The 22,581-nt window shown below is 64.4% G+C and carries 20 protein-coding genes; 2 read left to right on the forward strand and 18 right to left on the reverse strand.

The window, feature by feature from the left end; translation table 11 throughout:
- Positions 1-63 precede the first annotated feature (63 nt).
- The 4 genes from IB234_RS13515 to IB234_RS13530 form a co-directional block, all read right to left on the reverse strand.
- A complete protein-coding gene (locus IB234_RS13515) occupies positions 64-1,728 on the reverse strand; it encodes an AMP-binding protein (protein ID WP_225580570.1) in 1,665 nt (554 codons plus the stop codon).
- An 80-nt stretch (positions 1,729-1,808) separates the two neighbouring features.
- On the reverse strand, positions 1,809-2,972 hold the full coding sequence (locus IB234_RS13520) for an FAD-binding oxidoreductase (RefSeq protein ID WP_192318446.1): 1,164 nt from the start codon (positions 2,970-2,972) through the stop codon (positions 1,809-1,811).
- On the reverse strand, positions 2,965-4,485 hold the full coding sequence (locus IB234_RS13525; protein WP_192318449.1) for a phytoene desaturase family protein: 1,521 nt from the start codon (positions 4,483-4,485) through the stop codon (positions 2,965-2,967). The genes IB234_RS13520 and IB234_RS13525 overlap by 8 nt, the downstream gene beginning before the upstream one ends.
- Before the next feature lie 47 nt (positions 4,486-4,532).
- A complete protein-coding gene (locus tag IB234_RS13530; RefSeq protein WP_192318451.1) occupies positions 4,533-5,369 on the reverse strand; it encodes an enoyl-CoA hydratase-related protein in 837 nt (278 codons plus the stop codon).
- Between the two features lie 118 nt (positions 5,370-5,487).
- On the opposite strand from IB234_RS13530, the gene IB234_RS13535 reads away from it, so the two are divergent.
- On the forward strand, positions 5,488-6,165 hold the full coding sequence (locus IB234_RS13535) for a TetR/AcrR family transcriptional regulator (RefSeq protein WP_192318453.1): 678 nt from the start codon (positions 5,488-5,490) through the stop codon (positions 6,163-6,165).
- 105 nt (positions 6,166-6,270) lie between these two features.
- Here the strand turns inward: IB234_RS13535 and IB234_RS13540 are convergent, their stop codons facing one another.
- The 3 genes from IB234_RS13540 to IB234_RS13550 are packed head-to-tail and all read right to left on the reverse strand — an operon-like array spanning position 6,271 to position 9,568.
- Positions 6,271-7,461 (reverse strand): aspartate aminotransferase family protein, encoded by a 1,191-nt coding sequence (locus IB234_RS13540; RefSeq protein ID WP_192318455.1) that lies wholly within the window; start codon positions 7,459-7,461, stop codon positions 6,271-6,273.
- Positions 7,462-7,502: 41 nt separating this feature from the next.
- Positions 7,503-8,321, reverse strand: coding sequence for a YggS family pyridoxal phosphate-dependent enzyme (locus IB234_RS13545; protein ID WP_192318457.1), 819 nt, complete (start codon positions 8,319-8,321; stop codon positions 7,503-7,505).
- Positions 8,318-9,568 (reverse strand): benzoate/H(+) symporter BenE family transporter, encoded by a 1,251-nt coding sequence (locus IB234_RS13550; protein ID WP_192318460.1) that lies wholly within the window; start codon positions 9,566-9,568, stop codon positions 8,318-8,320. Before IB234_RS13550 ends, IB234_RS13545 begins: the two co-directional genes overlap by 4 nt.
- Before the next feature lie 258 nt (positions 9,569-9,826).
- On the opposite strand from IB234_RS13550, the gene IB234_RS13555 reads away from it, so the two are divergent.
- The gene (locus tag IB234_RS13555) at positions 9,827-11,326 is read left to right on the forward strand and encodes a PLP-dependent aminotransferase family protein (RefSeq protein ID WP_192318462.1); all 1,500 of its coding nucleotides are present in this window, start codon (positions 9,827-9,829) and stop codon (positions 11,324-11,326) included.
- Positions 11,327-11,394: 68 nt separating this feature from the next.
- On the opposite strand, the gene IB234_RS13560 is transcribed toward IB234_RS13555, so the two are convergent.
- The 11 genes from IB234_RS13560 to IB234_RS13610 form a co-directional block, all read right to left on the reverse strand.
- The gene (locus IB234_RS13560) at positions 11,395-12,111 is read right to left on the reverse strand and encodes an SDR family NAD(P)-dependent oxidoreductase (protein WP_192318464.1); all 717 of its coding nucleotides are present in this window, start codon (positions 12,109-12,111) and stop codon (positions 11,395-11,397) included.
- Positions 12,112-12,158: 47 nt separating this feature from the next.
- Positions 12,159-12,644: a DUF2165 family protein gene (locus IB234_RS13565; RefSeq protein ID WP_192318466.1), complete on the reverse strand. Its 486-nt coding sequence runs from the start codon at positions 12,642-12,644 to the stop codon at positions 12,159-12,161.
- Positions 12,645-12,907: 263 nt separating this feature from the next.
- Entirely contained in the window at positions 12,908-13,657 is a 750-nt protein-coding gene (locus IB234_RS13570) for a class I SAM-dependent DNA methyltransferase (RefSeq protein WP_192318468.1), read from the reverse strand.
- A 110-nt stretch (positions 13,658-13,767) separates the two neighbouring features.
- Entirely contained in the window at positions 13,768-15,117 is a 1,350-nt protein-coding gene (locus tag IB234_RS13575; RefSeq protein ID WP_192318470.1) for an LLM class flavin-dependent oxidoreductase, read from the reverse strand.
- Positions 15,118-15,124: 7 nt separating this feature from the next.
- A complete protein-coding gene (locus IB234_RS13580; RefSeq protein WP_192318472.1) occupies positions 15,125-17,455 on the reverse strand; it encodes a TonB-dependent receptor in 2,331 nt (776 codons plus the stop codon).
- A gap of 130 nt (positions 17,456-17,585) precedes the next feature.
- Complete coding sequence (locus IB234_RS13585) at positions 17,586-18,653, reverse strand: AraC family transcriptional regulator (protein ID WP_192318474.1); 1,068 nt, start codon at positions 18,651-18,653, stop codon at positions 17,586-17,588.
- A 9-nt stretch (positions 18,654-18,662) separates the two neighbouring features.
- Entirely contained in the window at positions 18,663-19,283 is a 621-nt protein-coding gene (locus IB234_RS13590; protein ID WP_192318476.1) for a glutathione S-transferase C-terminal domain-containing protein, read from the reverse strand.
- 65 nt (positions 19,284-19,348) lie between these two features.
- Positions 19,349-19,750, reverse strand: coding sequence for an ExbD/TolR family protein (locus tag IB234_RS13595; RefSeq protein ID WP_192318478.1), 402 nt, complete (start codon positions 19,748-19,750; stop codon positions 19,349-19,351).
- Between the two features lies 1 nt (position 19,751).
- Positions 19,752-20,471 (reverse strand): MotA/TolQ/ExbB proton channel family protein, encoded by a 720-nt coding sequence (locus tag IB234_RS13600; protein ID WP_192318480.1) that lies wholly within the window; start codon positions 20,469-20,471, stop codon positions 19,752-19,754.
- 70 nt (positions 20,472-20,541) lie between these two features.
- A complete protein-coding gene (locus tag IB234_RS13605) occupies positions 20,542-21,321 on the reverse strand; it encodes an energy transducer TonB (protein WP_192318482.1) in 780 nt (259 codons plus the stop codon).
- A 360-nt stretch (positions 21,322-21,681) separates the two neighbouring features.
- On the reverse strand, positions 21,682-22,575 hold the full coding sequence (locus IB234_RS13610) for a TauD/TfdA dioxygenase family protein (protein WP_192318484.1): 894 nt from the start codon (positions 22,573-22,575) through the stop codon (positions 21,682-21,684).
- Between the last annotated feature and the right edge of the window lie 6 nt (positions 22,576-22,581).

A 22,581-nucleotide genomic window follows, 5' to 3' on the forward strand; every position in this document is an offset into this window, starting at 1 on the left:
GCGAGCATGCCGCAGGTTGCCCGGCCGCCGGAAGTACCGGCATACACGGCGGGACGATTGGCCTCACGTGCGTAACTGCGCCCTGAGGATCTTGCCGATGGGTGACTTGGGCAGTTGCTCGCGGAACTCGATGCGCTTGGGCACCTTGTAGGCGGTGAGCCGCTCACGGCAATGGCGAATGAGGGTGTCCCCATCCAGCCCAGGCCGGTGCAGCGCGACGAAGGCGCTCAAGGCCTCGCCGGTGGCCTCGTCCGGCACACCGATCACCGCCACTTCGCTGACATCCGGGTGCTCGGCGATCACCGCCTCCACCTCGTTGGGGTAAACGTTGAAGCCGGAGACCAGAACCATGTCCTTCTTGCGGTCGACGATGCGGATGTAGCCGTCCTCGTCCATCACCGCGATATCGCCGGTGCGGAACCAGCCGTCGACGAAGGCTTCGCGGGTCTCCTCCGGGCGATCGAGGTAGCACTCGATGATGTGCGGCCCGCGCACCAGCAACTCGCCGGATGTGCCGGGCGCCAGCTCGCGGCCTTCGACGTCGGCGATGCGCACGTCGCTGCCGGGCAACGGCAGGCCGACGGTGCCCGGGCGCTCCTTGGACCCTGGCGGGTTGAAGGCGACGAAGCAGCAGCTTTCGGTCAGACCATAACCTTCGAGAATCTGCCCCACCGCCGCCCGCCAGCGCTCGCCGGTGACCGGGCGCAGCGAGGTGCCGCCGGACACCGCAAGCTTCAGCTTCGGCGGGTTGGCCTGGAACCAGGGCTCGGCCAGCAGGCCGGCATACAGGGTGTCTACGCCCGTCATCCAGCGCACCGGAAACTTGTCGAAGGCCGGCTGCGCGTTAGACAGCGGACGCGGGTTGGGCACCAGCAGGTTGCGCGCGCCACGACGGAAGAACAGCAGGAAATTAAAGTTGAAGGCGAAGATGTGGTAGAGCGGCGGCAGGGTGACGATGGCCTCGCCCGGCTCGATCTGCGCGCCGAAACCGGCGAGGTAGTCCTCGGCCATGCGCAGCACCGCCTTAAGGTTGGCATGGGTCAGCACCGCGCCCTTGCTCCTGCCCGTGGTGCCGCCGGTGTACTGGTACAGGGCGACGGGGTAGTGCCGTGGCACCCAGGCCAACTGCTGGCCGAGGCTCAGGGTCTGGCTGAAACGCTGGAACGCCACCTGCGGTGTCAGGTCGTCGCCGGCCTGTTCTTCGAGCTTCTGCTGGATGGCCCTGGCAATCGGCTCGGGAAAGAAGTCGCTCAGGCTGGTCAGCACCAGTGCGACGCCGCGCTGCTCGACCACCGGCTGCGCGCGCTTGGCGAACAGGTCGCAGGCCACCAGCAGCCGGGCACCGCTGTCGGCCAGTTGCGCGTCCAACTCACGCTCGGTGTACAGCGGGTTGACGTTGGTGACGATCAACCCGGCCTTCCAGGCGCCCAGCACCGCGATGGGATAGTGCAGGCTGTTGGGCAACTGCAGCGCCACCACCTCACCGCTCTGCAGGCCCTGCTCCTGGACCAGGTAGGCGGCGAAGGCGCTGGACAGCCGCTCGATCTCGGCGAAGGAGAGATCGGCGTGCAACCCGTTGGGCAGCACCTGGGTGAACGCCGGCGCGTCAGCGAAGCGCTGTGCGGCGTCACGGGCACAATCCGCGAGGTTGCCGGTCAGCGAGTCGGCATCGATCCGGTAGTTATGCAACTGCGGTGGATAGTGTTTTTCCCAACGGCGGGTAGTCATCCCCATTCTCCTTTTTTGTTTTTGTTTTTGTTCTGGCTTTGGCCGCGAGCGGCAGGTGGCACCGAGCCGCTCGCGCCTGTTCACAGCAGGACTTCGATATCCCCGGTAGGGAACGCCACGCAGGAATAGATCCAGCCGAAATCACGGTCGGACTTGCGCAGGTGCGCCTCTTGCGGGTTGAACACCGAGCCGGCCACCAGCTTGACCCGGCACAGGCTGCACTCGCCCGAACGGCAGGCGTTCTCGACGAAGTAGCCATTGCGTTCCAGGGCATTGAGCAGCGGCTCGCCGACAGTGCTGCGGAAGCTGCCACGGCCCTGCACGGTGATCTGCACTTCATCGTCCAGGGCCACGCCTTCTGGCCAGCCGGCCTGTTCGTGCGGCGCCTTGGGCGCGCCGTTGGCCTCGACGCGGATGCGCCGGCGGGCCACGCCCAGCTCGGTCAACAGCGCCACGCAGCTGTCGTTGAACGGTGTCGGGCCGCAGATATAGAACATCTGGTTGCCGATCTCGCCCAGCAGTTCCTGCAGCATCGCCCGGTTCAGGCGGCCGCTGCGACCGCTGTAGCCAGCCGGCGGACGCGAGATCACTTCGCTCAGGGTGAAGTTGCCATGTTGATCGGCCAGCTCGCGCAGCTCGTCGGCAAAGATCACGTCGTCGACATGGCTGTTCAGGTAGACCATGTGCAGCCGCTGCGGCAACTGGCGATCGAGGATGTTCAGCAGAATGCTGCGCGCCGGCGCCGCGCCCGATCCACCAGCGAGAAACACCAGATCGTCGCCATGGAACAACGGGTTGTGATGGAAGGTACCCATCGGTCCCGAGCTGGTGAGGCGCTGCCCCAGCATCACGCGGTCGAGCAGGTAGTTGGAGACGAAGCCGCCCTTGGCGCGCTTCACGGTCAGGTCGTAGTACGTGCGCTGCAAAGGTGATGACGACATGGCGTAAGGCCGGGCCGTCTGCACGCCGTCGATCTCGACGAACAGGTTGATGTACTGGCCGGCCTGGAACGGCGGCAGAGCCTGACCGTCGACTGCGACCAGGCGCAGGGTCTTGGTCGTGGGCGTGTCCTCGATGATCTCGGCGACCTGCAGCGCCAGGCGCTTGGGGTGCAACTGCACCACGGTGCTACCCACCTCGCCGCGCACCTCGTAGAAGTCGCTACCGCTCTGCTCCAGCGCCAGCTTGGCGGCGAACGCGTCGGTGTAACCGGCAATCAGGTTCAACGCATTCTGCTCAGACATGCTCCACCTCTTGGGTCTTCAGTTGCTTGAGCACGGCGCGGGCGGTCGATTCACCGGCCATGTAGGTCGGCTGGAAGCCGCCCATGGACGTCCAGGAGCCGGCCATGTACAGGCCCGGCACGGCGTCCAGGCGCTCACGCAACAGCGCCGAGTCCTGCGCGCTTTGCTGGAAGCCGTAGATGGCGCCGCCAGGCGTGTTGAGGTAGCGCATCATGGTCAGCGGCGTCGCCACCTCGACCTCCTCGATGTGCTGGCGCACCTTCGGGTAGACCTTCTCGATCACCTCGACGAGCTTCTCGGCGAAGGCGTATTTGGTCTGTGCGTAGTTTTCCGGCGTCACCGACTTCCACACATCGCCGTATTGCAGGCAGACCAGCACCACCTGGCTTTTGCCGGGCGGCGCGGCACTCGGGTCTTCCAGGTTGTAGCAGGTGAGCATGCCGCCCAGCGGCGGCTCCAGGCTGCCCATGCGCGCGTGGATCTGCTCCTCGTCGAGGGTTTCGTAGATAAAGCTGGAGGCGGTCGTCACGCCGAGTTCCTGCGGTGTGCAGTCCAGGCCGAGGTAGATGACGAAGGCCGAGGTGCCCATGCGCCGCGACTTGAAATCCTGCTGGATCTTCAACGGCGGACGGTCGAGATCGAGCAGCTCGTTGAAGGTGATCAGCGGGCTGGCGTTGGACACCACCGCCGCGCAACTGACCCGCTCGCCACCCTCCAGACTGACGCCACAGATGCGCCCGTCCTCGGTGTGGATCTTCTCCACGCCGCAGTTGAAACGCACCTCACCGCCCGCCTCGAGGAAGGACTCCACCAGCGCGCTGGACATGGCCTGGGAGCCGCCCTTGATGTGCCAGGGTTTGAACACCGCATAGGCGTAGAGCATGGTGGCCAGGTCGGCGAACGGCAGCATGCTCGGCGACACGCCGAGGTAGAGCCAGTAGGTGGCGAGGATGTTCTTCAGCTTGGCGTCGCTGAAGAACTCATCCAGCACCTCGCGCGCCGAACGGAAGCCGTACTCCACGTAGTACGGGCACATCGACTTGAGCATGGCCTCGCTGTTGGCGCGCGAGGCCTGCGGCAGGGTCATGAAGCTTTCCAGGGTGACCTTTTCGCACACCAGCATGAAGCGCTCGATGGCCTCGCTTTCGGCCGGGTACATGCCCTGCAGCAAGCGGCGGATGTCCGACCAGCTGGCCGGCAGGGTGACGTCCAGCTCGCCCGGCACCACCAGGCGATACAGCGCGTGCTCCTGGATGAACTCGACCCTGTCCAGAACGCCCAGCTTGTCGAAGAACTTGCGCATCACGAACGGCTTGTCCTCGGTGCCCAGGCCGCTGAGCTGATGCAGCGCGACCTCGAACTCGAAGTTGCCACGCACAAAGGAGGTCGCACAGCCACCGGGAATATTGTGGCGCTCGACCAGCAGGGTGCGGCTACCGCCGCGCTGCAGCGCAGTCGCGGCGGTCAGTCCGGCGTTGCCGGCACCGATCACCACGGCGTCGTAATGCGTCATCAATCACCTCGAACTTATCAACGATAAGATTTGGTTAAAAAAGAGCTTCAGAAGGTTTTCTGCAGTTCGATCAGGTCGGAAAACTGCGCCGGCGTACCCGTAGCCCGCGCCCCGACCGAACGCAGGATGTCCTGGCCGCTGAGGATGGCGCTTTGCAGCAATACGGTGTGTTGCAGGGATTCGTAGACGCCGTGGTCACGGCTGTAGAGCATCGCGCGCTTGATCCCGTTGATCGCTACCGGCGGGCGCTCGGCGATCTTGCGCGCGGCGGCGAATGCGCCCTCCAGCAGCGCCTCAGGCGTGTCGAAGAGCTTGGCCAGCAGGCCCAGGCGATAGGCTTCGGCGGCGTCCAGGGTGTCCCCGGTCAACGCCAGGTAACGCGCCACGCCGGCCGGAATCAGCCGCGGCAAGCGCTGCAGCACGCCGAGATCAGCCATCATGCCGACGTTGGTTTCCTCGATGCGGAACCTGGCGGCCTCACTGGCGAAGCACAGGTCGCAGGCGGCGATCAGGTCGAAACCGCCGCCGATGCAGGCGCCCTGCACTGCTGCGATCACCGGAAAGCGTGCTCGCTCCAGAGCATTCAATGCCCCCTGCATGCGTTCCAGATTGACCTGTAACACTTCGCGCTCTTCCGGGCAGCTGGCATGGAATTCCTTGGCCGTGGAGAACATCTGCATGTCCAGGCCGCCGCAGAACACCTTGCCCTGCGCCGAGATGACCATGGCCCGCACCTGGCCGGAGCGGCTCAGTTGCTCGACCGCCTCTGGCAGCTCGCTCCAGAAGGCCCGTGTCAGGCTGTTGGCCTTGTCGGGGCGGTTGAGTTGCAGATGGGCGATGCCGTTGTCGACGCTGAGCGCGAAACACTCGTAGGTTGAATCCATGAATGCACCTCGGGGCTGAATGTTAGCGATGCTAAGATTTGATCTTAGCACCGTCAAGATATTTCCCAATGCTAAGATCGCAGCGCCCCAGACTCAACGAAATCAAGGCCCCACCTGCATGAGCAAGACACCCCAGCGAGCCCGCGACACCTACCACGTAGGCAACCTCGCCCCGCAGCTGCTCGACGCCGCACGGGAGATGCTCGAGGAAGTGGGGCCGACCAAACTGTCGCTGCGCGCGGTATCGGAACGGGTCGGCGTCAGCTCGACAGCCGCCTACCACCACTACGCCAACCGCGCCGAACTGGTGGGCCAGTTGGCCGCCCAGGGCTTCCGCGAGCTGGGCACCGCACTGCGCCGGGAAGACCAGGGCAACGCGGGCCTGCAGAAGCTGCGCAACGCCAGCCTGGCCTACTTCAGCTTCGCTCGCGCCAACCCGGCGCTGTACCAACTGATGTTCGGCCCGGAGCTGGGCGGCAACGAAATGTCAGTGGAATACCGTGAAGCACGCGATGACGCCTTCGGCGAACTCAAGCGCATCGTTGCCGAGATCCTCGGGCAGGAAATGGACAGCACCGAAGTCCGCCGCGCTGCCCTCGCAGGCTGGTCCTACACCCACGGCCTGGCCTCGCTGGTCATCCATGGCGTGCTGCAACTCCCCGAATCCACCACCGATGCGCGCTTCGTCGACAGCACCCTGCGGGGCTTCCAGCATCTGTTCCATGTCGGGACAACGAACGCCTCAGGCACTCCGGGCGCCCATGCCTGGTCGGGAGATGGCCCTGTTGAACAGTAGCGCCCTGCCGCTCTAGCCGAAATGCGCCTATCAGCTCCTGCTGCCTGCCGGACAGGAGCACCCGGCAGGTCACGAACCAACCGCTCGAAATGCCTCGGCCCGACGTTACAGACGCTCAGCCTCGGCACCAATCAACCCGACGACTCGCCTCACGATGTCGTCGATCTGTTCTTCGCTGCAGATCAGGGGCGGTAACAGCCGGATAGTACTGTCGCGGGTCACCGTAATGAGCAGGTTCTTCTCGGCAAGCGCACGACCAACAAGCTCCTTGCAGTTTCGGCTCAGCTCGACTCCCACCATCAGCCCCAGGCCTCGGACGGCGATGACATCCGGGTGATTTCCAAGTGCTTCGCGCAATCCCGCCAGCAATCGCTCCCCCAGCAAGGCTGCACGGTCCGGCAACCCGTCGCGGCGCATGATCTTGAGCACCGTGCACGCTATCCGGCAGGCAAGCGGATTACCGCCGAAGGTCGTGCCGTGCTGGCCGGGAGAAAGCAGGTCGGCTACCGCGCCGCGCGCCAGGCATGCGCCAATGGGAAAGCCGTTACCCAATGACTTGGCCAGCGTCATGACATCGGGAACGACACCTGCGTGCTGGTGAGCGAACCAGCGGCCGGTGCGCCCCAAGCCACACTGGATTTCGTCGAGCATCAGCAGCCACCCCTGCCGATCACACAGGATTCGCAGTGCCCGAAGATACTCGGGGCTGGCCACCCGGATGCCCCCCTCTCCCTGCACAGGCTCAAGCAGCACCGCGACGATATTCGGTGACGCCTCGGCGATCCGACGTACTGCCTCGATGTCGTCGAAGGGGGCTCGCAGGAAGCCGGGCAGCAGGGGTTCGAACCCCCTCTGCTTCGCAGCGTTGTCGGAAGCCGTCAGCGTCGCGATGGTACGGCCATGAAAAGCATTCTCCATCACCAGAATCTGCGGCTGCTGCACATGCCTGCTGTGGCCGTACAGCCGAGCCAACTTCAGCGCCGCCTCGTTGGCTTCCGCCCCGGAGTTGCAGAAGAATGCCTTCTCCATACCCGCCAACTCGCATAGCCGTCGCCCCAGGCGCTCCTGCCATTCGATACGGAATACGTTGGAAGTGTGCAGCAGCATACCGGCCTGCTCGGCGATAACGGCGGCGACCTCCGGATGAGCATGCCCGAGGCTGGTCACGGCAATGCCGGCAATGGCGTCTAGATACTCGACGCCTCGCTCATCCCAGAGACGTGCTCCGCTTCCATGGACAAAAGAAACGGGCTGCCGGGCATATGCCCGCATGAGGTGAGAAACTGTCTGTGTCATCGAAACGCCCTTTCAGTGATTGTTGGGTCTTGCGCCGGCATTCATGCCGAAGAGCTGTCGGCATGCGGTGTGGAGGGCCAGTAGTGGCTATCTGAAACTGAGCGCGCACCGAAGATGGCCTGCCCGACACGTACCACCGTGGCGCCTTCCTCGATGGCAATCTCGAAATCGCCGGACATACCCATCGAGAGTCCATCCAGGCACACCCCTGCTGGAGCGATCTCTCGCAGTCGATCCCGCAGAACTCTCAGCCGGATGAAACACTGACGAACCCGCTCGGCCTCGCTCGAGAACACGGCCAGCGTCATCAGGCCGCGTACACGCAGCGCCGTGTAGGCAGGCAGCGTCTGAAGAAAGACCTGTGCCTCCTCCGGCCGCAGTCCGTATTTACTGGCCTCGTTCGAAGTATTGATTTGCACGAAGACGTCCAGTGATCGGCCTTCGAGCTGCAAGCGACGGTCAAGCTCCTTCGCCAGTCGCAAGCTGTCCAGGGCCTGGAACTCAGTAGCAAAACTGGCCACCAACCTGGCTTTGTTGGTCTGGAGATGGCCGATCACTGACCAGTTCAAATCCTTCTTGTCAGCCATCGCCAGACACTTGCCATGAGCCTCCTGGACCTTGTTTTCACCGAACTGCCGGCAGCCCGCCGCATAAGCGAGACGAAGGGACGATTCATCGAAGGTCTTGCTGACGGGCAGCAAGCGAACCGTCGCAGGATCGCGCCCCGATCGCTGGCACGCCGCATCGATGCGAGCCCGGACACTGGCAAGGTTCTCTCTGAAATCCTCGGTCGTTTCGGCGCGCAGATAGCGGCCGTTTCGTTGATGGCTGGTTGCGGTTTCTTGGGCGGAGGACGTCATTTGGCGGCGCCCTTCTCGATTGCCGACTCCGAGCCGGGCCCCGGCCTCCGCCCGATAAGCGAGCTTCGCTGGACGTTGAGCACTGCATACGCCCCCAGCCCGATCAGGAGCCCCCAGAATGCTCCACCGATGCCAAGCATCGTGATGTTGGCGGCTGCGGCGAGGAAGGTGATCAGTGATGCCTCTCGCGTCTTGATATCCGCCATAGCCCCAGCGAGGCTACCGCCGATGGTTCCCAGCAATGCCAAGCCTGCGAGCGTGGAGATGAACGTCGCCGGGAAGGCCATGAAGACGGCCGCCAAGGTGACTCCGAATATGCCGACGAGAATGTAGAAACTGCCCGCCGCAATTCCGGCGATCCAGCGCCTGGACGGATTCTCGTGCGCCTCCCGCCCGGTGCAGATCGCCGCGGTGATCGCCGCAATGTTGAACGCGTGCGAACCGAAGGGAGCCATCAGCAGCGAGCCGAGCCCGGTAACCGTCACGATGGGGTTTGCGCTGGTCCTGAAACCATCGTTGCGCAGCACCAGCATGCCCGGCATGTATTGCCCGGTCAGCGTAATGAGAAACAGCGGAAGCGCCACACTCAACAGCGCGTTGAACGAAAAGGCCGGCACGGTGAGAACTGGCGCGGCGAACTCGAGCGACAGCTCCGACAGATCGACACGCCCCTGAAGCAGCAGGAACGCCATCCCCAGAACAAGAATGCCCACGACGGCATAACGCGCGGTGAAGCGTTTGAGCAGGATGTAGGTGACGATCAGCAGCCCCGCCAGCAGCGGGTCAACACTCAGGCCGCCGAAGGCACCGATGCCGAACTGCAGCAGGATGCCGGCCAGCAGCCCGGCCGCCACCCCAGGCGGAATCAGGCGGATCACACGCTCGAAGTAGCCAGACAGCCCCAGCACCACGAACGCTGCGGCCGAAATCATGTATGCGCCGACAGCTTCAGCGTACGGCGTAGTTGCAAGCGCGGTGACCAGGAACGCAGCCGCTGGCGTTGACCATGCCGTGATGACTGGCTCGCGGGTAGCCCAGCTGAGGATCAGCCCCGTCACGCCTACGCCAATCGAGACCGACCACACCCACGATGCCGTCAGCTCGGGGCTGAGACCCGCGACCGCAGCTGCCTGGAATACCAGGATGAAGGTACCGCCATAGTTCACGATGACTGAAATCAAGCCGGCTACGAGCGGATGAGTGAGGTCGCTCAGGCGAAACTGAGCGTTGGAGCGTGTAGTAGGCATGGCTTTTCATAACTCCTGAACGGCCGCTCCATGAGCGCTGCCGGTGAGGTATTTTTTAGCGCCATAATGGTGTGTTGTGCCCAGCCAATTCCTTGATCCATACCCATCCATTTTCAGGCAGACTTCATGGGTTTCTTCTGCTTTCAGGGCGACCTAGCCGCCCTTTCCTCGCCTCGCTCACGACGATTGTTGGAAGGCCTGAAGCGCCCATAGAATGGCGTGGATAACCACAGCTTTTCTCAAAGGTGAGCAGACCAATTGTTCAAACATGCCCAGCTTGAGTCGGTAAAAGCCTGGATAGGAGATCCTGCTCGCAAGGCCCTTCCACTGCATGCACGCATCCAGAGGGCCATCCGACAGCTGATTCTCGACGGAGCGCTGGAAGTGGGTAAGCCATTGCCCGCTTCGCGAACACTGGCGCAGTCGCTCGCGGTTTCCCGCGATACGGTGGAAGCCGCCTACAGCCAGTTGCATGCAGAAGGCTTCATCGAGCGGCGGGTAGGCAGCGGCAGCTTCGTGTCGAAGAAGGCGCAGGTCTCGCCAAGACGCCGCACAAGGCAGCGCCAGGAAGTGCAGCATCTACGCCTCAGCCAACGCGGTGCGGCGATCTACCAGAGCGGCGGTGTGCGCGAAACCCTGGTTCCACGTCCCTTCGCCCCAGGCGTGCCGGAGACGCGCAGCTTTCCCTTGCAGACCTGGGAGCGCCTGGAGCGCCAGGTGCTGAAGGAGCACGGGACCCTCGCCTTGATGCACAGCCACCCGCAAGGGGTAGAGGAACTGCGGCGCGCCATATCGGACTACGTCAATCTCGAGCGCGGCGCTTGCGCGACACCCGAGCGAGTTCTGGTGCTGACCAGCTCGCAGCAGGCTATGGCGCTGTGCGCCACCGTACTGCTCGACACCGGTGATCGCATCTTCATCGAAGACCCTGTCTATCACGGAGCACGCAAAGCATTCGATGCAGCAGGGCTGGAGTGCATCCCCATCCCGCTGGACGCCCAGGGCATACGGCTTGAGTCACTGCATGAAGAGTCAAAGCCCGCCAAGGCGATATTTCTGACGCCGTCTCACCAGTTCCCGACGGGGGCGACCCTGGCGCTCGATAGACGGCTCGCCGTAATCGAATGGGCGCACCAGCAACAGACCTGGATCATCGAAGACGACTACGACAGCGAATTCCACTATGCAGGGAAGCCGACGGCCTGCGTGCAGGGTCTCGATTCGCACGACCGCACGATCTACATCGGCACGTTCACCAAATCCATGTTTCCCGGCCTGCGGATCGGCTACATGGTACTGCCACCGCAGCTCGTGGCCCCTATGACGGTGGCCCGTACCCTCCAGGATGGCCACAGCGCATCCATCGCACAGCTGACCCTGGCGCGCTTCATCGTGGGCGGGCACTTCGGAGCGCATGTGCGGGCAATGCGTACGGTCTATGCCGAACGGCGGGACGCACTCGAACGGCTCGCGCGCCAGTACCTGTCCGATTTCGTCGAGCCGGTGGTGCCCAGCGGCGGGATGCAGATGCCCTGTCTCCTCATCCAGAACCTCTCCGAGCAGGAGGTCATAGATGGCGCTCGCCGGGCCGGCATCGATCTGCTGGGGCTGACGGCGCTGCATGTGTCAAGCGAGCACAAGGCGGGCTTTCTCATGGGATTTGCCGCCTACGCGCCAAAAGAACTGGAGGTTGCCGTGAAGAAGCTCGCCGGTGTGCTGCGCGCGCTCGAGCGTAAAGAGCCTCTGCCAGTACGGTGACGGGAAAGCGTTCGAGCAACTTTCATCTACCGGTAGCAAGCGGCCAGTCGACTACCGGCGCCCGACACTCAGAAGCGCTCGTCGCCAATTGCCGGGAGAGTCAGCTCGCGAACAAACGCCGCGCCGGATAACCGCAAAAGCGCCTCGACCATGATGACCACGTCGTGCATCGGTATCAGCTGTCCCTCCCCTCGCGCCGCAGCCTCCGCCAGCGGAGTTGATAGTGGATCATCGGTATTCAGGTATCCCAGATGCAGCACCGTCACCGCCAGGCGCCTGTCTCTGAAGCCTTCACGCAGAGCATCGGCCATACCATTGATGGCGAATTTGGAGGCACCGAATGCCACTTCCGGTCGCCCACTCTGGCGAAGGCCCGAGGTGGACCCCGTCAGGATCAGCTGCGGCCTGTCTGAACCGAGCAGTTTAGGAAGCAGGCGCTTGAGCAGAAGCAGCGTCGAGGTGATGTTCACCTCCACCAGCCTGGTGACGGAATCGTCGTTGTCACTCAAGAATGAATAGTGCTCGCTGAACGCCTGCTCCTCCCAGACACCGACGTTGCAGATCAGCACATCAAGCTCGGCAGGCGAATGGTTGTCGATGCGTGCCACGGCGGCCGCAGGCCCGGCAAGATCAGCCTCGATCCATTCGAGACGGACATCGTGGGTGACATGCAGATGCTCCGGTCGGCGCCTCGACACACCTATAACCGTATCCCCAGGCTTCCCTAGCCCCTCGACCAGAGCTCGCCCCAGTCCCTTGCTCGCCCCTACGACCATCATCTTCATCGTTTACCCCTCTATCCCGTTGGTTGCCCACCGGCCACTCCATTCCGCTAGAACCACCTGGCGTTGAGCACGACGAAGTTCAGCAGCACCCAGATGACCAGCACCAGGTGGGTTACCTGCAGCCCTTCCTGACGAATCCAGTAACCGAACCAGAGCCCGCCCAGCAACATGGAGAACAGGAATCCGAGGGCCATGCTCAGGGCCAGGTTCAACCAGGGCCTGGCCATCTCATGGCCTGCGCCGAGCAGCAGTTCGTAGCAGCCGGTCCAGGCCGCAAGAACCGCCGCTCCCTGCATCAGCACGATGATCAGCAGCGCCAGGCGGTGCGCAACGGGAGACGCCAGCCCACGACTCAGCAAGGGAGTGCTGATCGCAGGATGCTGAGCCAGAGGAGCCATCGACATGGTCACACCAACGGCCCCAACCGAACTGGCGAAGGCATGCAGGTTGTTGACCAGGGCGATGCTCAGCCACAGGCTGAATCCGAGGAAGCAGGTTGCCTGGAAGATCGTCAGTGAAGTCTGGATGTCCATTCCTCGTCCTTGTGTATTCGCTCGGGAAAACGCCAACCGATTCGCGCGGACGTCATCGACAGCCCCTCAAGCAAGAGCAAGAAGCTGGCGCGCCGGGAGACGCAACCGGGTGGGCCGCCGGCACTGTAAAACCTCAACCTAACCTGAGGTCAACCATTGCCCGGCAACACAAGAATGAAGAAGCCAGGCACTGCCTGGCTTCGTTCTGCAGAAGTGCTTACCGGAAGGAGCGGACGGCAGCCTCCGGCGAGAAGTGGACAGCACTACACCTGGTGCCTCACACAGACGAACAGTGCATTGCCGGAGGTCCCTCCCCACGGAGTGATCTTCTCGTAGTCATGCTCGAACACCTGCACCTCGAAATACGGCTCCAGCAGTATCTGCAGCTCGGCGAAGCTCAGAGCGACCATGGGATGTTCGTCGTGCCAGGCCTGAGTCAGCTCGCCGGTGGTCTTCTCAATGCTCAGGCGCAACGCCTGCTGATCACCGTCGCCCGAGTAGTACCAGCCGGAACCGAAAGCGAAGTGGCTGCCCTCATGCGCCACGGTGTGGCGCACGAACGAGCGGTTATCGATCTTGTCCTTGTCCACGGCGTTGAAGCAAAACACGCCGCCTTCCGCGAGCGCCGCGTGCACGCAGGCCAGACACTCACGCAGCTTGGTCAGCCCGGCGTTGTAGTGGATCGAGTAGAGGAAACAGGTGATCAGATCCAGCGGCTGCTCGGCGTTGAAGTCGGCCATGTCCTGCCGGCTGAACTGCGCCTCTGGGCAGCGCTTCTGGGCGATATCCAGCATCGGCTGGTTGATGTCCAGACCGGCGCTGCGGTAGCCGAAGTCGAGGAAGTGGCGCACGTGGGGGCCGGTGCCGCAGGCGAGGTCCAGGTGGTTTCGCCCCGACGTGCCGAACAACTGGTGCAGTCGCCGTACGCTGTGGCTCTGCGCCTGGTAGTCGATGTCGGCGCACATCAGGTCGTAGTAGGCGGACAGGTCGGTGTACAGCGCGTTGGTGGACATAGGTGGCCAGCAGGTTGGGCAGGGATTTCGGCGCGGCATGGTACCTCAAGCCGCTCCGCCCTCCTCCACAAACAGACAACCCGCAGTGGTCGCTGCGGATTGTCGCTCTGCTAAGCCGACTGCTGGGTCCTGACACCCGCAGCGTAGCGGCTGGCCGGCCGCGCCAGACCCAGGTTGTCGCGCAACGTTCTGCCCTCGTACTCGCGACGGAACAGCCCGCGCCGCTGGAGCTCCGGCACTACCAGATCGACGAAGTCGTCGAGGCCCTCGGGCAGGAACGGCGGCATGATGTTGAAGCCGTCTGCAGCGCCCTGGGTAAACCACTCCTCCAGCACATCCGCCACCTCGAGCGGGGTGCCAATCACCGTGTTGTGCCCGCGGGCGCTGGCCGCGCGCAGGTACAACTGGCGAATGGTCAGGTTCTCGCGCCGGGCCAGTTCGATGAACAGCGCCTGGCGGCTCTTCATCGCGTTGCTCTCGGGCAACTCGGGCAGGGGCCCGTCCAGTGGGTACTGCGACAGGTCAAAGCCGCCCGCCATACCGGCCAGCAGCCCGATGCCCAGGCGCGGGTCCACCAGATCCTGCAGCTCGGCGAACTTGTCCTCCGCCTCGCCCCGGGTGCGGCCGAGCACCGGCGAGATGCCGGGCATGATCTTCAGCTGCTCTGTCGTGCGCCCATATTTGCCCAGCCGCCCCTTGAGGTCGGCATAGAAGGCCTGGGCGCCGGCCAGAGTCTGCTGGGCGGTGAACACCACCTCTGCGGTGCGCGCCGCCAGTTCCTTGCCCGGCTCGGAGGAGCCGGCCTGGATCAGCACCGGCTGGCCCTGCGGGCCACGTGGCAGGTTGAGAGGGCCGCGTACCAGCGGGTAGTGTGCACCACGATGGTCAAGCACATGCACCTTGGCCGGGTCGAAGAACTGGCCGCTGGTCTTGTCACGAACGAAGGCATCATCGTCGAAGCTGTCCCACAGGCCGCTGGCAATATCGATGAACTCCTCGGCCCGCGCGTAGCGATCGGCATGCTCGTCGATACGCTCCTGGCCGAAGTTCTGTGCCTCCTGGTCGGTCGCCGATGTCACCAGGTTCCAGCCGACCCGGCCACCGGAGATATGGTCCAGAGAGGCGAAGCGGCGCGCCAACAGGTAGGGATCGTTGTAGCTGGTCGACACCGTGCTGATCAGCCCCAGATGGCTGGTCACGCTGGCCAGGCCGGCGAGCAGGATCAGCGGGTCGAGCACGTCGCCGCCGGTGGTCAGGCTGGCCAGTTCGGGCGGGCCGAGCAGAGCCAGGTTGTCGGCCAAGAAAATAGCGTCGAACTTGCCACGCTCGGCGGTCTGCGCCACTCGTTTGAAATGCTCGAAGTCCACACCACCGCCGGCCCAGGCGCGGGGATGGCGCCAGGCCGCCAAGTGATGCCCGCTGGCCATCAGGAACGCACCGAGTTTCAGCTGTCTGCTCATGTTCACCTCAGAAGTCGTAGCGCAGGGTCACGCCGGCAGTGCGCGGCTGGCCCAGCGAGCCGGTGTAGAGGCCGTTGCCGGCAGCGCCGACGGCCAGGTAGTACTCCTTGTCGGAGGCGTTCTTCACCCACAGCGAGGCATCGAGCTGGCCGTCACCCAGATCGGTGCGCACACCGGCAGCGAGGTTGACCAGGCCGTAGCCGTCGATCTTCGACAGAGCGGAGTTGTCCAGCGTGCCTTCGGCCTCGGAACGATAGGAGTAGCTGGCCGCAACGTAGGGCTGCAGGCGGTTCTCCCATTGCCAGGCGTATTCGCCGCTGAGGTTGGCGATCCATTTGGAGGCACCGGCCACGCGCTCGCCAGACAGGTCGCAGGTGGCCGGCGCGCCGGGCAGCGTAGCGACTTCGGCCGGGCAAGGCGCATCCTCGAAGCGCAGGTAGGTGACATCGTTGTAGGAGCCGTTGAAGCGCAGGGTCAGACCCCGCACCGGCAGCGCCGTGGCCTCGAACTCCAGGCCACGCGAGCGCAGCTTGCCGGCGTTGGACAAAACCTGGTAACCGGTCAGCGAGCTCGGCGGCTGGTACCAGGTGGTTGCCTGGTAGCCATGGATGCCGGTCCAGAACAGGTTGGCATTGAGCTGCAGGCGGTTGTCCCACAGCGTGCTCTTCACGCCCAGCTCGGCATCGTTGGCGCGCTCCGGACCGACCAGCAGCGAGTCTGCACCGGCCTGCGCCGCCGAGCCCACCGCCAGGTTGACCCCGCCGGACTTCTCGCCATGGGACAGCGAGGCGTAGCCGAGCAGGTTCGGGTTGAACTGATAGCTGAGGCTGAGCAGCATCGATGGCGCGGCGTTGTACAGGCTGAGATCGCCGGAATCGTAGGCGCCTACCTGACCTTCGCGCACTATCGCGGCCAGGCCGTCGACCGGGGCTCCGCCGGTGGGGGCGAAGCGTTTGACCCGCGCCTGTTTCTCCTCGTAGGTACCTCGCACGCCAGCGGTGAAATCGAGCCTGTCGGTGAGGTGCCAGGTGCCCTGGGCGAACAGGGCGAAGCTGTTGGTGTCGACCTTGCCGTTGGTCTTGGTGCTGACGTTGTTCAGCGCATCGAGGTTGAAACCGATCAGGTTGAGATCGGCCAGCGGCCCGAGGTCGGTGAAGATGCGGTTGCCCAGGTCCTGTTTGAACGCATAGGCGCCGACCACGTAATCGAACGCACCTCCAGTGGGCGAGGCCAGACGGATTTCCTGGGAGAACTGGCGGTCACGCACCTCGTAGCCGAGGTCGTCGATTACCGCCACGTCGAGCTGATCGGCATCGTTGGCCGGGTTGAAGTGCCAGTAACGATAAGCACTGATGGAGGTCAGGGTGTAGCCGCCATCGAGATTCCAGTTGGCCTCCAGCGAGTGGCCGTTCTGGTGGACGCTGACGTTCTGCCGCGCATCGATGTTGCTGCGGCCGATCTTCGGTGAGGCGCCGACCAGGGTCGCGCGGTCCCAGAACTTCTGTGCGCCGCCGTAGATCACCGAGCTGCCGGAAGTGGAGTTCTCTTCGTTGTACTCGCTGATCCAGCGCAGGCTGAAATCATCGTTGGGCTGGAACAGCAGCTGACCGCGCAGGCCCTCGCGCTCGCCGCCGAGCAGGGTGCGGCCGTCATGGTCGTTGTCCAGGTAGCCGTCCTCGCGGGTTCGGTAGAACGACAGGCGCCCGGCCAGGGTATCGGTGAGGCCGCCGGAGACGCTGCCCTTGCCCTGGAAGTAACCACGCTCGCCTCCGCTGATTTCCAGGGTGCGCTCCGGGGTGAAGGTCGGCTTGCGGGTGCTGATGTTGAGCACGCCGGCGGTGGTGTTCTTGCCAAACAGGGTGCCCTGCGGGCCGCGCAGCAGCTCCAGCTGCTCGATGTCCAACAGGTCGAACGCGGCCATGCCGGGGCGCCCCAGGTAGACGTTGTCCAGGTAGACCCCGGCGCTGCCTTCCAGACCATCGCTGGCCGGGTTGTTGCCGATACCACGCACCGCCAGGCTGGATACCCGTGCATGCACGTAGGCGACGTTGACGCTGGGCAGCGCCTGCTGCAGGTCCTGGATGCGGTAGACCTTCTGGCTCTCCAGGTCGGCACCGCTGAGCGCGGTGATCGGCGTGGGCACCGTCTGCGCATCCTCGGCGCGGCGGCGGGCGGTGACGGTCACCTTGCCAAGGGTCGGCTCGGCCTCAGCGGCAACGACCTCGACGGCACTCTCGTCGGCTGCCTGAAGCAACTGCGGCATCGCCAGCAACAGGGCAATGCCAAGGGGCTTGAGCAGGGCTCCGGCTACGGCCGGACGGTGGCTGATACGGATCATGGATACTCCTAGCGCGCTGGCTGTTTCGCTGACGAATCGACTGTTCGCCTGGTGATCCGATGCTAGGGAGACGCGGGATACGAGGATGGGCTTTGCCGGACAAGCCGTAGTCCGCCACGGACAAGTCTGATCAGACGGCCAGTTCCAGGGCCGACCGAGTGCGTTCTCGACGTACGCCCGGCAGACGCGTGGCCGGCTGCAGGGCGCGGCGCCGCCATTGCCCTGGGGTCTCGCCGGTCCAGCGGCGGAAGGCACGATTGAAGCTGCTCGGCTCGTTGAAGCCCAGGCGATAGCAGACCTCGTTTATCGAGCAGCTCGTCTGGCGCAGATACTCGAAGGCCAACTGGCGGCGTGTCTCGTCGAGCAGCTCCTTGAAGCTGGTAGCGTGCTTCTGCAGGTGACGGTGAAGGTTGCGCACGCTCATGCCCAACGCCTCGGCCACCGCGCCCTGCTGCACCTCGCCACGGGGTAACTGATGCACGATCGCATCGCGCACGCGCCTCGCCAGGTCTGGAGGCGACAGGCGCTGCAGGTAGTCGCTCATCACCTTGTCCAGCCCGCTGGCTATCTCTCGATTGCCAGTGCGCAGCGCCAGGCCGAGCGGCTGCGCGGCGTAGACGATGGCATTGCACGGCGCATCGAAACTGACAGGGCAGTCGAGCAGCGCTTCCCAGCGCTGCGGGTCGGACGGCTGCGGGCGAGCCAGTTCGACGGCGCAGATGAAATCCAGCTCCGCCCAACTCTGCCGGGTCAGGCGCACGGCGCAGGCGATCAACGCCTCGGTGGCGATCTGCTCGGCGTGCACGCCCGGCAGTGGCCTGTAGAACAGGCGATAGCGATTGTCCTGCTGGAGCAGTTCGAGATTGGCCGAAGTGGTCACCACCGCCGAGTACCGCACCACGCGGTCCAGCGCCTCGGCGATGGTGGTGCTGCTCTGGATGGCGAACAGCAGGCCGTGGAAGTCGGTGGGGAAGCAGTGGCGCGCCACGCGCAGGCCGAAGCAGTCATCGCCGCTGACCCGCCGCGCCGCGCGCCACAGCCGGCTCATCAGCATTACCGGAATGCGTCGCTCACTGTCATTCAGCCAGTTCGGATCGATGCCGGCCTCAAGCAGTAAATCACTACTGGCGAAGCCCTCGGCATCCAGAGCCCGGCTGACGGCCTGGGCCCAGGTAGCGATGGTGTGAACTTCGGCCATGGCCCTGCCTCAGAGCAGCCCTTCGGCCCGCAGCGCCTGCTGCACGGCCGGGCGCGCGGCCCATTGCTCGCGCACGCGAGCCACGGCAGTAAGCTGATCGAACGGCGCACCTATGCGCAGCAGCCAGCTGGCAAACACACCGAGGTAGGCGTCGGCCAGGGTGAAGCGCTCTCCCACCAGCCACTGGCGACCCTGCAGGTGCTTGTCGATGTGTTCGAAGGCTTTGTACAGCTGCTGCACGGCCTGGGCACGAATACCGGGGTGCGCCGACTCGTCCGCCGAGTAGCGCTCGGGGCGATTGAGTGGACGGAACGAGGCGGTGTGAATCTCCGCCGCCAGGTAGCCGAGCCAACCCTGGATCTGTGCACGCTCGGCGCTGCCGGCCGGAGCGAACAGAGGAGTGCCCGGTACCTGGTCGGCCAGGTAAGGCAGGATGGCGCTGTTCTCGGTCAGCAGGGTGCCATCGTCCAGCTGCAGGGCTGGTACACGCCCCAGCGGGTTGATCGCGTGGATCGGCGAATCCGGCGTGCGCAGGACGACCGTCTCGATCTGGATCGGCAGCGCCAGCTCATGCACCGCGATGTGCGAAGCCAACGAGCAGGCGCCTGGAGAAATGTACAGAGTGGGCATGACGACTCCTTGTGCGAATAAAAAGGGGGCCGTCCCCCTGCCTGGTAAGAACGGCCCCCGGAAAACTAGCGAGCGGTAATGACCGCCAGCTTGGTGATGCCGGCACGCTCGATGCTGGCCATGGCCTTGGCCACCACGCCGTAGTCGACCTGGTCATCGGCCTGCAGCTGCACCTTGAGCTCGGCGTCCTTGGCCTTGGCCTCGGCCAGGCTGCTTTCCAGCAGCTCGGGCTGGATCTCATCCTTGTTGATGAACAGCTTGCCGTCGCCATCGATACTCACCACCAGCGGGTCCTTCTGGTCCGCCGGGGCTACCGCCTCGGTCTTCGGCAGGTTGATCGGGATGGAGTTGGTAAGCAGCGGCGCGGTGACGATGAACACCACCAGCAGCACCAGCATCACGTCCACCAGTGGGGTGACGTTGATCTCGGAGAGGACTTCGTCGCTGTCCTGCGTGGAGAAGGCCATGTCAGACGGCCTCCTTCACGTTCTGCGGCTGCTGCGGCTTGCGCGCGCCGGGGTGGCTGATGACCTTGAACGCGCTCTTCTGCGCCAGGCTGTAGAAGTCGTGGGCGAAGTCGTCGAGGTCGGCGGCAGTCAGCTTGAGGCGACGGAGGAAGTAGTTGTAGACCAGCACCGCCGGCACGGCGACGGCAATGCCCACGCCAGTGGCGACCAGCGCCGCGCCAATGGGGCCGGCCACGGTTTCCAGGCTGGCGTTGCCGGCCGCGCTGATGCCCTTGAGCGCCTCCATGATGCCCCATACGGTGCCGAACAGGCCGATGAAGGGCGAGGTGGAACCGATCGAGGCGACGACTGCCAGGCCGCTTTCCAGGGAACGGCGTTCACGCTGGATCTGCTGGCGCAAGGCGCGTTCAAGACGGTCCTGATGGTTGATGGCCTGGCTCAGGTCGCCCGGCTGCTGGCCATCGTGCACCTGGATCGCAGCGAAGCCTGCCTGGGCCACGTGGGCCACCGCGCCGGCGTGTTGCTGGCCCAGGTCGCCAGCGGAATCGAGGCTGGTGGCGCTCCAGAACAGCTTGAGGAACTTGCGGTCCTGGTAGCGCTGGCGGGCGAACTGGATGCCCTTGATCAGGGCCAGGCCCCAGGTGATGACGGAGAAGCCGATCAGCAGCCAGATGACGCTGTGTTCGACCGATTGGAAGGGAGAGTCGGTAAGCAGGTTCATGTCGCATTCCTCGCAGGGCGTATTGCAGTCTTGTTCGACGGCGCCGACAGGCGCCGCATCGATCGGTCATCTAGTTCAAACGGAAGTCCAGTGGCACGGTCACCCAGCCGGCGACGGTCTGGTCGCCACGCTTGGCCGGTACGAAGCTCCAGCGCTTGACCGCGCGAATGGCGGCTTCGTCGAGTGCCTCACGGCCGCTGCTCTTCTGCACCTGGATCTCGCTCGGCTTGCCGTTGGCCTGCACCTGTACCCGCAGCAGCACGGTGCCCTCCCAGCCGCGGCGCTGGGCCAGGCTCGGGTACTCCGGTGCCGGGTTCTTCAGGTACGCAGCGTTGGCCGAAGGTGGCGTTTCCACCGGGGCCGGAGCCGGCGCTGGTGGTTGCGGCACCGGCGGGGTCTCGGCCTTGGGCGGCTGCGGTGGGGGCTCGACCGGTTTCGGTTCCGGCTTGGGTTTTGGCTTCGGTGGCTGCGGCTTCGGTTTTGGCGGCTCGGGCTTGGGTGGCGGCTTGACCGCCAGCTCCTCTACCACCGGCGGTGGCGGCGGCTCGATCACCGGTTCCGGCGGCGGTGGCGGCGCGGCGAACTCGATGGTCATCGGCGGGACTTCCACCGGGACTTCCGGCAGTACCGGCTCGCTGCGCTGGCTCAGCCAGTACAACACGGCGCCGTGCAGAGTCAGGGCGAACAGCCCCAGCAGCACCGCCTCGCGCCGGCTCAGCACCGGCCTGTCGCTGCGCGGCACATGGCGTTGCAGACCGAGGACCTGGCGGAGCGAGACGCCCAGGTCGAGCACCTCGGCATCGCGGCGGAACACTTCACCGAGCTGATCGGCCTTGAGGACATTGCCCATCGGCAAGACTCCCTGATTCATTTCTTCGCTGGCGAACCACACAGAGCCTTGAGGCAGAGCGGTTCGGTGGTGGAGAAATGATTGGCGAGCCCGCTTATCCCATAAAGTAATTTTTAATAACTTTTAAATATCAATATGGAATATAAAATATCTAACTAATTGAATTTTAAGAACTTTAAAAATCTCATGCCTTAAAGGCATTGAAAAATTGCCTGATAGGCATCGAAAGCCAGAAGCAACGGCAACACCCAGCACGTCGGAGCCCCACAGACTCACGAGCGCTGCACCTGATGCCTGCTTAAACAAAAACGGCGCGTCCATCAGGACACGCCGCCAAGAGAAGACGTCGCCGCAGTGAGATCAGAACGGCCGGCTACCGGCCAGGCTGATGCGTTTCAGACGGCGGCGCTGGGTGGCCGGGAAGGCATTGCGCGCGTGCAGCGTGGCCTGATTGTCCCAGTACACGATGTCGCCCACTTCCCATTTGTGAGTGTGGGAGAAGCGCGGGTCCTGCAGGTGTTCGCGCAGACGACCGATCAGGGCGGCGCCCTTCTCGGGGTCGTAGCCGGGAATCTCCACCTCGGTGTGCACGCTGAGGAACAGCAGGCGCTTGCCGCTCTCCGGATGCACCCGCACCAGCGGGTGCTCGGTGCCCTGAATCGGCTCGATGTCCGGCGTGCGGTAGGTGACGAAGCCGCCACCGCCGTAGCCGCCGTTCTTGATGCGCACGAAGGGGTTGTAGTTGATCAGCCTGAGGCCGTCGATCTCGCGCCGGGTGTCCTCGTCCAGCGCGCTGTAGGCCAGGGCCAGGTTGGTCCAGCTGGTCTCGCCACCCTGCTCCGGCACTTCCAGGGCGTAGAGCAGCGAGCCGGCCGACGGCGTCGGCGTCCACTGGTGGTCGGTGTGCGCCGGCAGGGCGAAGTTGCCCAGCTCGCCGTCGCCGGTGTTGGCCACCTTGACGATGTCCGGCGCCTTGCCGTCGGCCCCGGAGGACAACACGGCGAAGTCCGGATGTGGCTGGAACACCGAGCCGAACCAGGAGGTGAAACGCAGGAACTGCGCGTCATCCAGCTGCTGCTTCTTGAAGATCAGGATGTGGTGGTCACGCAGAGCCTGCTTGAGGGCGAGGATCTGCTCCGGCGTCGGGTCGACGCGGGCATCCAGGTTGTGGATTTCGGCGCCCAGCGGCGCGGCCAGCGGCTGGATATGCAGGCCGTCGACGGGCTGGCGCAGGGCGGTCACGTTGCTGCTCATGGGGTT

The organism is Pseudomonas sp. PDM16 (assembly GCF_014851865.1).
Taxonomy (GTDB): Bacteria; Pseudomonadota; Gammaproteobacteria; order Pseudomonadales; family Pseudomonadaceae; genus Aquipseudomonas.